The 11880-nt window shown below is 76.1% G+C and carries 11 protein-coding genes; 5 read left to right on the top strand and 6 right to left on the bottom strand.

The genetic code is table 11. From position 1 onward, the window contains the following. Positions 1-23: 23 nt before the first annotated feature. On the top strand, positions 24-689 hold the full coding sequence (locus CXR04_RS33525) for a GNAT family N-acetyltransferase (protein ID WP_101425949.1): 666 nt from the start codon (positions 24-26) through the stop codon (positions 687-689). Here CXR04_RS33525 and CXR04_RS33520 read toward each other — a convergent pair. Beyond that, complete coding sequence (locus CXR04_RS33520) at positions 655-1857, bottom strand: trans-sulfuration enzyme family protein (protein WP_101425948.1); 1203 nt, start codon at positions 1855-1857, stop codon at positions 655-657. The two genes, CXR04_RS33525 and CXR04_RS33520, sit on opposite strands and share 35 nt — an antisense overlap. Positions 1858-1917: 60 nt before the next feature. Here CXR04_RS33520 and CXR04_RS33515 point away from each other — a divergent pair, with 60 nt between their 5' ends. Then, positions 1918-2388 carry an Lrp/AsnC family transcriptional regulator gene (locus CXR04_RS33515; protein ID WP_101425947.1) on the top strand — a complete coding sequence of 157 codons (471 nt, stop codon included), beginning with the start codon at positions 1918-1920 and terminating at the stop codon, positions 2386-2388. A 57-nt stretch (positions 2389-2445) separates the two neighbouring features. Further along, positions 2446-4131 (top strand): DUF885 domain-containing protein, encoded by a 1686-nt coding sequence (locus CXR04_RS33510; protein ID WP_101425946.1) that lies wholly within the window; start codon positions 2446-2448, stop codon positions 4129-4131. Positions 4132-4220: 89 nt separating this feature from the next. Here CXR04_RS33510 and CXR04_RS33505 read toward each other — a convergent pair whose 3' ends face one another. Genes CXR04_RS33505 through CXR04_RS33495 form a run of 3 tightly spaced genes read right to left on the bottom strand, consistent with a single transcriptional unit; the run spans position 4221 to position 9079 of the window. Beyond that, complete coding sequence (locus CXR04_RS33505; RefSeq protein ID WP_101425945.1) at positions 4221-7235, bottom strand: AAA family ATPase; 3015 nt, start codon at positions 7233-7235, stop codon at positions 4221-4223. Continuing rightward, the gene (locus CXR04_RS33500; protein WP_101425944.1) at positions 7232-8401 is read right to left on the bottom strand and encodes an exonuclease SbcCD subunit D; all 1170 of its coding nucleotides are present in this window, start codon (positions 8399-8401) and stop codon (positions 7232-7234) included. The genes CXR04_RS33505 and CXR04_RS33500 overlap by 4 nt, the downstream gene beginning before the upstream one ends. Positions 8402-8452: 51 nt before the next feature. Further along, positions 8453-9079 carry a YigZ family protein gene (locus tag CXR04_RS33495; protein ID WP_101425943.1) on the bottom strand — a complete coding sequence of 209 codons (627 nt, stop codon included), beginning with the start codon at positions 9077-9079 and terminating at the stop codon, positions 8453-8455. A gap of 84 nt (positions 9080-9163) precedes the next feature. Here CXR04_RS33495 and CXR04_RS33490 point away from each other — a divergent pair, with 84 nt between their 5' ends. Further along, positions 9164-9571 carry a CoA-binding protein gene (locus CXR04_RS33490; protein WP_101425942.1) on the top strand — a complete coding sequence of 136 codons (408 nt, stop codon included), beginning with the start codon at positions 9164-9166 and terminating at the stop codon, positions 9569-9571. A gap of 43 nt (positions 9572-9614) precedes the next feature. On the opposite strand, the gene CXR04_RS33485 is transcribed toward CXR04_RS33490, so the two are convergent. Both CXR04_RS33485 and CXR04_RS33480 read right to left on the bottom strand, forming a co-directional pair. Next, on the bottom strand, positions 9615-10169 hold the full coding sequence (locus CXR04_RS33485; protein ID WP_101425941.1) for a YbaK/EbsC family protein: 555 nt from the start codon (positions 10167-10169) through the stop codon (positions 9615-9617). 20 nt (positions 10170-10189) lie between these two features. Further along, positions 10190-10762 (bottom strand): helix-turn-helix domain-containing protein, encoded by a 573-nt coding sequence (locus CXR04_RS33480; protein WP_101425940.1) that lies wholly within the window; start codon positions 10760-10762, stop codon positions 10190-10192. A gap of 105 nt (positions 10763-10867) precedes the next feature. Here CXR04_RS33480 and CXR04_RS33475 point away from each other — a divergent pair, with 105 nt between their 5' ends. Then, the gene (locus CXR04_RS33475) at positions 10868-11731 is read left to right on the top strand and encodes an EamA family transporter (RefSeq protein WP_101425939.1); all 864 of its coding nucleotides are present in this window, start codon (positions 10868-10870) and stop codon (positions 11729-11731) included. The last annotated feature ends 149 nt before the right edge of the window (positions 11732-11880 follow it).

Raw genomic sequence — 11880 nt, 5'->3', positions numbered from 1 at the left:
ACCCGTCCGGAAAGCTGGAGTTCATGGCCGATCACACCGCACCGAGGGGGCAGGGCCCGCGGCGCGCGTCCGCGGCGCCCGGTCCGTCCACGATCGCCGCCGTCCTCCGGGCGGGTGGCAGGGCCCACCCCGTGCCGGACCGCCGTCCGGGGGCGCGCCCGCCGCGCCGCCGGGACGCGCCGGGGCCGCGGGCCGCCAGCCCCCTCACGGTCCGCGACGCCGGGCCCGAGGACCACGTCGCCGCGCTGGCGCTGCACCGGCGCTGCTCCCGGCGGACCCTGGCCATGCGCTACCAGGGCCCGCCCGACGAGGCCGACGGCTATCTGCGGCACCTGCTGAGCCCGCACTTCGGCCGGACGCTGGCGGTGCAGACGGCCGGCGGCCGGCTGGCGGCCCTCGGGCACCTGCTGTGGGACGACGACGAGGCCGAGTTGGCGCTGCTCGTGGAGGACGCCTGGCAGCGCCGCGGCCTCGGCACCGACCTGCTGCGCCGGCTGCTGAATACGGCCGCCGGCATGGGCTACGGCAGCGTGTACGTGGTGACGCGGTCGCTGGACGCCGCCATGGACGCCACCCTGCGCAAGGCGGGCGTCCCGCTGGAGTACCAGGTGGAGGGCGCCACGCTCGTCGTCACCGCGCACCTGGACGAGCGGCTCACCCCCGCGGCAGGTCCCGCCGGACCGCGCTGACGGCGGCGCGGCTCGCGTCCGCGGCCGGGCCCGGCTCCCCGGCCGCGTCGAGCGCCGCGCTCAGGTCCGCCCACAGGTCGTCCACGTCCTCAAGGCCGACCGACATCCGAAGCAGCCGCTCGCCGATGCCGCCCGAGCGGCGGTCGGCCGGGTCGACGATGCGGTGGCTGATCGAAACCGGGTGCTGGATGAGGGTGTCGACGCTGCCCAGGCTCACCGCCGGGGTGATCAGCCGCACGGCGCCGATGACCGCGTGCGGGTCGCCGCGCACCTCGAAGGCGACCATCGCGCCGCCGAGCCGCGGGTAGCGCACCCGGGTCACCGCCGGATGGCCGGCGAGCCGGCGGGCGAGTTCCGCGGCGGCCCCGGACTGGGCCCGTACCCGTACCGGAAGGGTCGACAGGCCGCGCAGCAGCAGATAGCCAGCGAGCGGGTGCAGCACGCCGCCGGTGGCGAAGCGGATCCGGCGCAGCGCGCCGGCCAGTTCCTCGTCGCAGGCGATGACGCCGCCCATCACGTCGCCGTGGCCGCCGAGGTACTTGGTGGCGCTGTGCAGCACGAGCCGGGCACCGTGCTCGGCGGGGCGCTGCAGGACGGGGGTGGCGAAGGTGTTGTCGACGAGCAGCGGGACCGAGCCGCAGGAGTACGCGACGGCGCGCAGGTCCGTCTCGGCGAGCGTGGGGTTCGCGGGGGTCTCGACGAGCACCAGCCCGGTGTCCGGGCGGAGCGCGTCGGCGACGCCGGCCGGGTCGGTCCAGGTCACCTCGGTGCCGAGCAGCCCGCTGTCGAGCAGGTGGTCGCTGCACCCGTAGAGCGGCCGGACGGCGACGACGTGCCGCAGGCCGAGGCTGCCGCGTACCAGCAGGCAGGCGCTGAGCGCGGCCATCCCGCTGGCGAACGCGACGGCCGACTCGGTGCCTTCCAGCCGGGCCAGGGCCTGTTCGAAGCGGGCGACGGTGGGGTTGCCGATCCTGCCGTAGACCTGCGGTCCTTCGAGCGGGGCGCCGGTGGCGGCGAACTCGTCGATACGGGCGGCCTCGCCCCTGCTGTCCGGGGACGGGTAGGTCGTGGACAGGTCGAGCGGGGCGGCGTGCAGGCCGAGGGCGGCGAGGTCTTCGCGCCCGGCGTGCACGGCCTCGGTGGCGAGTGAACGCGTCGGGGTCTCCATGCCCGGGATGCTGAAGCTTCCACGGGCATCCGCGGGAGTTGCCCGTGCTACGTTCGGCCGATGCCCGATTCACCCGCTCTCGATCCGGTGGACCTGGAGATTCTGCGGGTGCTGCAGAACGACGCCCGGACCACCAACCGCGATCTGGCCGCCGCCGTCGGCGTCGCGCCCTCCACCTGCCTGGACCGGGTGGCCCGGCTGCGCCGCGCCGGCGTGATCACCGGCCACCGGCTCGCGATCGACCCCGCGCGGCTCGGCCGCGGCCTGGAGGCGCTGCTGTCGGTGCAGGTGCGCCCGCACCGCCGCGACCTGATCGGCCCGTTCGTCGAGCGGGTCCGCTCGCTGCCCGAGTCCCGCGCGCTCTTCCATCTCACCGGGCCCGACGACTACCTGCTGCACGTCGCCGTCCGGGACGCCGCGGACCTGCAGCGGCTGGTGCTCGACGAGTTCACCTCGCGCCGGGAGGTCGCCCGGGTGGAGACGCGGCTGGTCTTCCAGCACTGGGAGTGCGGGCCGCTGCTGCCTCCGTAGGGCATGAGGTCGTTTTGGTGATGACGGCGCCCGCCCCCGTGTACGAGGATGGCCCGCATGCCCGACTCCACGAACCAGCGAATGCCCCGGCAGGTGGCGGACGCCTACGTCGACGACCTGATCGACCTCGACCCCATCAGCGGCACGATGCTCGGCGTGCCGGAGAGCTCCCGGGCTCTCCCCGACTTCTCCCCCGACGGCCAACAGGCCGTCGCCGAGCTGGGCCGCGCCACCCTTGCGGCCCTGGACGCGGCGGAGCGGCAGCCCGGCGCGGACAGCGACGCGGAGCGGCGCTGCGCGCGGCTGCTGCGGGAGCGGCTGAGCGCCGAACTCGCCGTGCACGACGCCGAGGAGGGCCTGCGGGCCGTCAGCAACATCCACTCCCCCGTGCACCTGATGCGCGAGTGCTTCACGCTGATGCCGACCGCGGGCGAGGACGACTGGTCGGACATCGCCGCCCGGCTGCGCGCGGTCCCGGCGGCGCTCGACGGCTACCGCCGGTCGCTGGCCGCGGGAGTGGACAAGGGCCTGTTCGGCGGGCCGCGGGCGACCACGACGTTCGTCGGCCAGCTCACCGAGTGGGCGGGCGGGGCACGCGGCTGGTTCGGCGACCTGACCGCCGCCGGGCCCGAGTCGCTGCGCGGGGAACTGGACGCGGCCGCGGGCGAGGCCACCGCCGCCGTGGGCGCGCTGCGGGACTGGATGCGCGACGTGTACGCGCCCGCCGCGGCCGGCTCGCCCGACGTCGTCGGGCGCGAGCGCTACGCCCAGTGGTCGCGCTTCTTCAACGGCGCGGACCTCGACCTGGACGAGTCGTACGCGTACGGCTGGTCCGAATACCACCGGCTGCTCGGCGAGATGAAGACCGAGGCCGCGAAGATCCTGCCCGGCGCCGGCACCCCCTGGGAGGCGCTGAAGCACCTGGACGAGCACGGCACCCACATCGAGGGCGAGGACGCCGTCCGCGAGTGGCTGCAGGGGATCATGGACGAGGCCATCGAGGCGCTCGACGGCACGCACTTCGACCTGGCCGGGCCGGTGCGGCAGGTGGAGTCGCGGATCGCCCCGCCCGGCGGCGCCGCCGCGCCGTACTACACGCCGCCCGCCGAGGACTTCTCCCGCCCCGGGCGCACCTGGCTGCCGACGATGGGCGAGACCCGCTTCCCGGTCTACGACCTGGTCTCCACCTGGTACCACGAGGGCGTCCCCGGACACCATCTGCAGCTCGCGCAGTGGGTGTACGTCAAGGACCAGCTCTCCCGCTACCAGTCGACGCTCGGCTGGGTCAGCGCCAACTGCGAGGGCTGGGCGCTGTACGCGGAGCGGCTGATGGACGAGCTGGGCTTCCTCACCGACGCGGAGCAGCGGCTCGGCTATCTGGACGCGCAGATGATGCGCGCCGCGCGCGTGATCGTCGACATCGGCATGCACCTGGAGCTGCCGATCCCGGACCACTCCCCCTTCCACCCGGGCGAGCGCTGGACGCCGGCGCTGGCGCAGGAGTTCTTCGGGATGCACAGCGGGCGGCCCGCGGACTTCGTGGAGAGCGAGCTGACGCGCTACCTGTCGATGCCGGGGCAGGCGATCGGCTACAAGATCGGCGAGCGCGCCTGGCTGCGCGGCCGGGACGCGGCGCGCAAGGCGCGCGGCGCGGATTTCGACGCGAAGGCGTGGCACATGGCCGCGCTGTCGCAGGGCTCGCTCGGCCTCGACGACCTGGAGGCCGAGCTGTCGGCGCTGTGACGCGGCGGTAGGACGGCGTACGGCCGCGGCCCGCTGGGTCGCGGCCGTACGCGTTGCCGGGGCGGGGGGCGCCGGGGGGGCGGTCGGCGTCAGCGGTCGGCGGCCGTGCGGTGCCGTACGTACGAGCCCGCACGGCCCTTGACGACCTCCAACTGCGCCGGGATCCGCCGGCGCAGCTCCGGCACGTGGCTGACGATGCCCACCGTGCGGTCCCGCTCGCGCAGCGCGTCGAGGACGTCCAGCACCTCGTCCAGGGTCTGTTCGTCCAGGCTGCCAAAGCCCTCGTCGATGAAGAGCGTGTCGAGCCGGACGCCGCCCGCCTCCTCCGCCACCACGTCGGACAGGCCGAGGGCCAGGGCGAGGGAGGCGAAGAACGACTCGCCGCCGGAGAGCGTGGCGGTGTCCCGCTCGGTGCCGGTCCAGGCGTCCACGACGTGCAGCCCGAGACCGTGGCGCCCCCGGCCGTGGGCGCGCTCGTCGGAGTGCACCAGCGTGAACCGGCCGGACGACATCCGCGCCAGCCGGGCCGTCGCGGCGGCGGCGACCTGTTCGAGCCGGGCGGCCAGCACGTACGACTCCAGCCGCATCTTCCGCTCGTTCTCCGCGGACGTGCCGGCCGCGAGCGAGGCGAGCCGGGCCACCCGGTGGTGCTCCGTACGCAATGGGGCCAGCCGGCGCACCCGGTCGGCGGCCTCGGCGGAGAGCCCGGCGAGCGCGTCGCACCGCTCGCGCGCGTTGTCCCCGGCGATGGCGGCGGTACGCAGCCGGCCGGCGGCGGCCGCGTACGCCTCCTCCGCGGCGCCGACGGCGGCGGGCGGCCGCGCGGCAGCCTCGGCGGCGCGCGGCTCGGCCAGCGCCTCGGCGACGGCCGCCTCCTCGGCCTGCCACGCCTCCAGCCGCGCCTCCACGTCCAGCAGCACGGCCGGGTCGAGCAGCGCCGCGGCGGCCTCCTCGGGGGTCTCGAAGCGGGCGCGGTAGGCGGCGTCGGCGACGCGTGCGTCGGCGTCCTTGCTGCGCTCCGCGGCGGCCGCGGCCTCGCGGGCGGCGCGGGCGGCGACGGCGAGCCGGCCGGCCAGCGACGTGAGTTGTCCCGCGCGCTCCTCGACGCCGGCGGCGCCGCCGCGGGCGGCGCGCACCTCGGCGTCGCGCGCGGCCCGTTCCGCGGTGAGCGCGTCGGCGCGGGAGGCGCGGGCGGCGGCGCGGCTCTCTGCCTGCTGCCGGCCGCGCACCCGGCGGGCGTGCTCCTCGTGCGCCTGGTCCAGTCGCTCCCGTACGGCGAGCGCGCCGGCGGCCAGCTCACGGGCCCGCCCCAGCTCCCCGGCCACGTCCGCGACGGCGGCGGCCAGCGCGTCCCGGCTCTCCTCGCCCGCCGCCTCGGCGGCGGCGTCGCGGGCCTGGCGCAGCGAGTCGAGCCGCAGGGCCGCCTCTTCGCGTACGCGCTCGGCGGCCCGGTAGGCGGCCAGGGCCTCGTTCTCCTCGTGCTCGCCGACGTGGGCGCCGTCCGCGGTGGCGGGGGCGGGGTGCGCGGCGGAGCCGCAGACGGGGCAGGGCTCGCCGTCGGCCAGCCGGGCGGCCAGCTCGGCCGCCATGCCGTCGAGGCGCCGCTCCTTCAGCTCCAGCCAGGTCTCATGGGCCTGCCCGGCGTGCTCGCCCGCGACGAGGTGCGCGTGCCGGGCCTCGTCGGTCCTGCCGGCCAGCTCGTCGCGGCGCTCGGCGGCGTCGAGGCGGCGGCGCGCGCCCTCGTGTTCGGCGGCGAGCTGCTCCGCGCGCGTGGCCGCGCCCTGGGCCTCGTCGACGCGGCGCTGGAGGCCGCCGCGCAGAGCGTCCCAGTCGTCGAGCCAGCCGGCGGCCTCACGCAGCACGTCCTCGTCGGCGCGGGACTCCTCGTCGAGCGTGGCGAGTTCACGGGCGATCCCGGCGCTGCGGGCCGCGGCGGCGCGGGCGGCGTCGAGGGCGCCCAGCTCCTGCCGGGTGCGGGCCTCGTGCGCGTCGAGCTGTTCCGGGCCGCCGCCGGCGACGGTGCCGGGCAGCGCGGCGCGGGCCGCCTCCTCGGCCGCGGCGGCGTGGCGGGCCGCGGCGGCGGTCCGGTCGCGCAGCTCCAGGGCGGGTGCCACGGCGGCGGCGTCGCGGGCGCGGCGCAGCGTCTCGCCGAGCGCGGCGCGCTCCTGCCGCCGTTCCGCGAGGGCCTGCTGCCGCTGCCGGGCGGCGGCGTGCAGCCGCTGCAGCCGGGCGAGTTCGCGTACGGCCTGAAGGTGTCCTTCCGCCGCCGTGTGGGCGGACTCGGCGGTGTGCAGCCGCAGCTCCGCGGCGTCCGCCAGCTCGCCGGCGGTGGCGCGGGCGACCGCGGCGTAGCCGAGCACGCCGTCGGCGAGGTCGGCCTCGCCCGGCTTGGCGGCGTCGGGCGACCAGCCGTCCGCGTCGCCGCCCGCGGCCGGGCCGCCGGCCTGCCGGATGCGCTGGGCGAGGTGCAGCAGCCGCTCGTCGCCCTCGCGTACGGCCTCCTGGGAGCGGCGGCGCAGCTCGGCGAGGTGGTCCTCGACGGCGGCGAAGCGGCCGGTGTCGAAGAGGCGGCCCAGCAGCTTGGCGCGGGCTTCCGCGTCGGCGCGCAGGAACCGCGCGAAGTCGCCCTGCGGGAGGAGGACGACCTGGCAGAACTGCTCGCGGGTCATGCCCAGCAGGCCGCCGATCTCCTCGCCGATCTCCTGGTGCGAGCGGCTGAGGCCGCGCCACTCACCGGCCGCCGGGTCGTGCTCGCGCAGCAGGGTGGTGGCCCGCTCGGTGGTGACGCCGGTGCCGTTGCGCTTGGGGCGGGGCTGGGCGGGCCTGCGGGTGACCTCCAGGCGGCGGCCGGCGAGGGTGAAGTCGAGCGCGACCTCGGTCGGGGTGTGCGGCTCGGCGTGGTGGCTGCGCAGGGTGCCGCCCTGGCGGACGCCGGGCACGCCGCCGTACAGCGCGTAGCAGACGGCGTCGAGGACGGAGGTCTTGCCGGCGCCGGTGGCGCCCTGGAGCAGGAAGATGCCGGCGCCCGACAGGGCGTCGAAGTCGACTTCCTGCGTGCCGGCGAAGGGGCCGAAGGCGGCGACGGCGAGCCGGTGGAGCCTCACCGGGCGGTCTCCTCGCGCGCGTCGGCGGCGCGCACGGCGTCGAACGCGGCGTGCAGCACGGCCCGTTCGTCGGCCGTCGCGGTCGCGCCGGGTCTGACGTGCGCCACGAAGTCCGCCGCGATCTGGCGGTCGTCGCGGCCCTGGAGCCGGTCGGCGTACGACGCCGCGGCGGCCGTGCCGTCCGCGGGCTCGGGGGCGAAGGCGAGGCTGACGACGTGCGGGAAGCGCTCCGCGAGGCGGGCCATCGGCTCGTGCGGGCGGGCGGTGTCGGTGAGCGTGGCCTCGACCCAGGCGCCCTCGACCGGCGTGAGAGCCGGGTCGGCGAGCAGGTCGGCAAGCCGGCCGTGCAGCCGCGCCAGCGGCCGGGGCACGGGGGCGTCGATGCGCTCGGCGGTGACGGCGCCGGCCGCGTCGAGGTCCACCAGCCACGTCGACTTGCGGTGGGCGGCTTCGGAGAAGGAGTACGCGAGCGGGGAGCCCGAGTAGCGCACGCGCTCGGCGAGGGTCTGGCAGCCGTGCAGGTGGCCCAGCGCGACGTAGTCGACGCCGGCGAAGACCGAGGTGGGCACGGAGGCGACGCCGCCGACGGTGATGTCCCGTTCGCTGTCGGAGACCTGGCCGCCGGTGACGAAGGCGTGCGCGAGGACGACGGAACGGGTGCCGGCCGGTCGGGCGGCGAGGTCGGCCCGTACCCGGTCCATGGCGGCGGAGAGCACGGCTGTGTGGCCGCCGCGGGGGGTGGCGAACTCTTCGCGCACCAGCGCCGGTTCGAGGTACGGCAGCCCGTAGCACGCGACGTCCCCGGCGTCGTCCCGCAGCAGGACGGGCTCGCCGACGCCCGCCGGGTCGGTGCGCAGGTGGACGCCCGCGCGGTCCAGCAGCCCGGCGCCGACGCCGAGCCGGCGCGCCGAGTCGTGGTTGCCGGAGATCATGACGACCGGCACGCCGAGCGCCCCGAGCCGGTGCAGCGCCCGGTCGAACAGCTCCACGGCGGCCAGCGGCGGCACCGCGCGGTCGTAGACGTCCCCGGCGACGAGCACGGCCTCGACCCCGCGCTCGGCCACCACCGCGACGAGGTGGTCGAGGAACGCGGCTTGGGCGTCGAGCAGGCTGACCCGGTGGAACGAGCGGCCCAGGTGCCAGTCCGAGGTGTGCAGGAAGCGCATGAGGCCCGACTGTAGCGGCGGGGTACGACAACCCGGGCCGGCACGCGCGTCTCACCCGGTGCCGTACACCTCGTCGCCGGGCCGGAGTTCGGCACTGCCCGCGGTGGCGTCGGCGAGCCAGGAGCGGAAGGCGTCCAGTTCGGCGGCGGGCACGGCGACCTCGATCCCGACGCTCTCGCCGTACGCCACGCCGCGTACGTCGCGCCCCGCGGCGTGCAGATGGCCGAGCACCCTGCCGGCCCGCCCGTGGTCGACGGTGACGGTGACCAGCCGCATCCGCAGCCGCGTCGCGGTGCCGAGCGCGTCCACGGCGGCGCCGACCGCGCCGCCGTAGGCGCGGATGAGGCCGCCGGCGCCGAGCTTGGTGCCGCCGAAGTAGCGGGCGACGACGGCGACGACGTAGCGCAGCTCGCGGCGGAGCAGCAGTTGCAGCATGGGCAGTCCGGCGGTACCGCCGGGCTCGCCGTCGTCGCCGGACTTCTGCACGCCGGCGTCGGCGCCGATGACGTACGCGAAGCAGTGGTGCGTGGCGTCGGGGTACGCGGCGCGCACCCGGGCGAGGACGGCCTGCGCCTCGGCCTCCGTGGCCGCGGGGGCGAGGGTGCAGACGAACCGGGAGCGGTTCACCTCGGTCTCGTGCACGCCCTCCCGGGCGACGGTCAGGTACCCCTCGCGCATCCCGCCACCCTAGCCGCGCTCCCGGACACCCCTGCCCCGGGCCGCCCAGGGAATCCGGGCCAGGCCCGCGTCGTTGTAGGGATCATGTACGCAGACCAGGAGACCATCCGCAGGATTCTGACCTCGACCGGCGACACCTGGGCGGTGGTCGGCCTGTCCAACAACCCCTCACGTGCCGCCTATGGCGTGTCCCGGGTGCTCCAGCGCTTCGGCAAGCGCATCGTCCCGGTGCACCCGAAGGCGGAGACGGTGCACGGCGAGCAGGGGTACGCCTCGCTCGCGGACATCCCCTTCCCCGTCGACGTGGTCGACGTCTTCGTCAACAGCGACCTGGCCGGCGGGGTGGCCGACGAGGCGGTCGCGGCCGGTGCGAAGGCGGTCTGGTTCCAGCTCGACGTGATCGACGAGGGCGCGTACGAACGGGTGCGCGCGGCCGGTCTCGACATGGTGATGAACCGCTGCCCTGCCATCGAGATCCCCCTGCTCGGCTGAGCGGAGGCAGGCCGAGGGGCAGGCAGCGAGGCCGGCGGGCGGATCAGGCGCCGAGTCCGTCGAGGACCACGGCGCCGGGCAGTCCGGCCAGCATCTTGCCGGGCACGATGAGCTTGCCGCGCCGCCGGCCGCTGCCGACGACCAGGTGCGGCGCGTCCGCGACCCGGGCGTCCACGAGGATCGGCCAGGTCTCCGGCAGCCCTACGGGCGTGATGCCGCCGTACTCCATGCCGGTCTCGGCGGTGGCGGTGTCCGCGGGCGCGAACGACGCCTTGCGCACGCCGAGATGGCGCCGGACGGTGCCGTTGACGTCGACGCGGGTGGTGGACAGCACGACGCAGGCGGCGAGGGTGACGTTCCCGCCGCGCTTCCCGGCGACGACGACGCAGTTCGCGGACTGCTCCAGCAGGTCCTGCCCGTACGTCTCGCAGAAGACGGCCGTGTCGGCGACCCCGGGGTCGGAGTCGACGTGCACCAGCTCGGCGGCGGGGACGGCACCGTCCCAGCCGCGCAGGGCGGCCGCCACGGGGTCGGCGAGCAGCTCCAGGCGCTCGGTGGCGGGGGCGGCGTCGTCGAAGTCTCCGATGGGTGCGCGCATGTCCGTGACCTTAACTCGACTCAGCGCGCGGGCGGTACCGAGACCGCCATCACCAGCTCCACCGGGTCCTGGCCCTCGTTCCGGTACGCGTGCGGGGCGCTCGCCTCGAAGCTCGCGGACGTGCCCGCGGGCACCAGGTGCGCCTGGCCGGCGACGACGAGCGTCAGCTCGCCCGCGGTCACGTGCAGCAGTTCTGTGGTGCCCGCAGGGTGCGGGTCGGAGCCGCTGCCGTCGCCCGGCATGAGCCGCCAGGACCACATCTCGAACGGGCCGGGGCTCTGCGTGCCGACGAGCAGCCGGCTGGCGCTGCCGGCCGTCGTCGTCCACATCCGCACAGCCCGGTGCGGCGGCACGAGCTGCACCTCGGGGCCGTGTTCGTAGTCCAGCAGCGTCGTGATGCTGATGCCGAGGGCGTCGGCGAGCTTGACCGTCGTGCCGACGCTGGGGTTCGTACGCGCCTGCTCTATCTGGATGATCATCCCGCGGCTGACGCCGGAGCGGCCGGCCAGCGAGTCCAGCGTGAAGCCGCGCTCGTTGCGCCAGTGCTTGAGGTTCCTGGCGAGCGCGTGGGTGAGGACGTCGAAATCCGCCAAGGCTCCGTCCAACTCCGTCCAATATTTTTGATGCGGTCGTCCAGTGCACTGAACTACACTGCGGAGAACCACAGCGTTCATCACAGTGTACTCGGGGGCTTCGTCGTGACCGCACTCTTCGCCTTGGCCACCAGCATCCTCTACGGGCTGGCCGACTTCGGTGGCGGGGTGCTCAGCCGGCGCACCCCCGCCCTCACCGTGGTCGTGCTCTCGCAGATCGCCGCGACGGTGGTGCTCGGCGGCGTCGTGGTGGCGACCGGCGCCTGGAGCGAGGCCGGTCCGCTGCTGTGGTTCGCGGTCGCGGCCGGCGTCGCCGGGCCGGTCGCGATGATCTGCTTCTACAGCGCGCTGGCCCGGGGCCCGATGGGCGTGGTCTCGCCGCTCGCCTCGATGGCCGTGCTGGTGCCGTTCGGCGTGGGCCTCGTGGCGTACGGGGAGCGGCCGGGCCCGGTGCAGTACGCGGGCGGGGCCATCGCGCTGGCCGGTGTGGTGCTGGCGTCCGGCCCCGTACGGGGTGCGCCGGTGGCGCGGCGGACGCTGCTGCTGACGCTGGGTGCGGCGGCGGGCTTCGGCGCGGTCTTCGCCTTCATCGCCGAGGCGTCCACGACCGTCACGGGGCTCTTCCTCGCGCTGTTCGTGCAGCGCGCGGTGAACGTCGCGGTGGGCGGCGCCGCGCTGTACGCCGCGGTGCGCCGGGGCAGCACGGCGCTGCCGGAGGGCGGTTGGGACACGATACGGGCGGCGGTGCCCGGGCTGGTGTTCGTGGGCCTGGCGGACGTGGCGGCCAACGGGACGTATGCGATAGCCGCGCAGCACGGCCCGGTGACCCTGGCGGCGGTGCTGTCGTCGCTGTATCCGGTGGTCACGGCGCTGGCGGCGCGGGGCGTGCTGCGGGAGAAGCTGCGCGCGGTGCAGGCGGCGGGCGCGGGTCTGGCGCTGGCGGGGACGGTGCTGCTGGCGTCGGGCTGATGCTCTTCGCGGTCCCGGGCGCGGCTCAGAAGTGGTTGCGGATCGTGTAGAGCAGCAGCCCGAAGGCGTGCAGGGACAGCACGACGGCCAGGACGACCCACAGCTTGCGGTCCGTGCTCATGCGGCGCCTCCCCTCGGGCGTCGGCCGG

The organism is Streptomyces sp. CMB-StM0423, assembly GCF_002847285.1.
Lineage (GTDB): Bacteria > Actinomycetota > Actinomycetes > Streptomycetales > Streptomycetaceae > Streptomyces.
This window is presented reverse-complemented; position numbering and strand designations above follow the sequence as displayed.

Coding starts and splice junctions, on each gene's coding strand:
- CXR04_RS33525 (WP_101425949.1), top strand. CDS start 24: ATGGCCGATCACACCGCACCGAGGGGGCAGGGCCCGCGGCGCGCGTCC.
- CXR04_RS33520 (WP_101425948.1), bottom strand. CDS start 1,857: ATGGAGACCCCGACGCGTTCACTCGCCACCGAGGCCGTGCACGCCGGG.
- CXR04_RS33515 (WP_101425947.1), top strand. CDS start 1,918: ATGCCCGATTCACCCGCTCTCGATCCGGTGGACCTGGAGATTCTGCGG.
- CXR04_RS33510 (WP_101425946.1), top strand. CDS start 2,446: ATGCCCGACTCCACGAACCAGCGAATGCCCCGGCAGGTGGCGGACGCC.
- CXR04_RS33500 (WP_101425944.1), bottom strand. CDS start 8,401: ATGCGCTTCCTGCACACCTCGGACTGGCACCTGGGCCGCTCGTTCCAC.
- CXR04_RS33495 (WP_101425943.1), bottom strand. CDS start 9,079: ATGCGCGAGGGGTACCTGACCGTCGCCCGGGAGGGCGTGCACGAGACC.
- CXR04_RS33490 (WP_101425942.1), top strand. CDS start 9,164: ATGTACGCAGACCAGGAGACCATCCGCAGGATTCTGACCTCGACCGGC.
- CXR04_RS33485 (WP_101425941.1), bottom strand. CDS start 10,169: ATGCGCGCACCCATCGGAGACTTCGACGACGCCGCCCCCGCCACCGAG.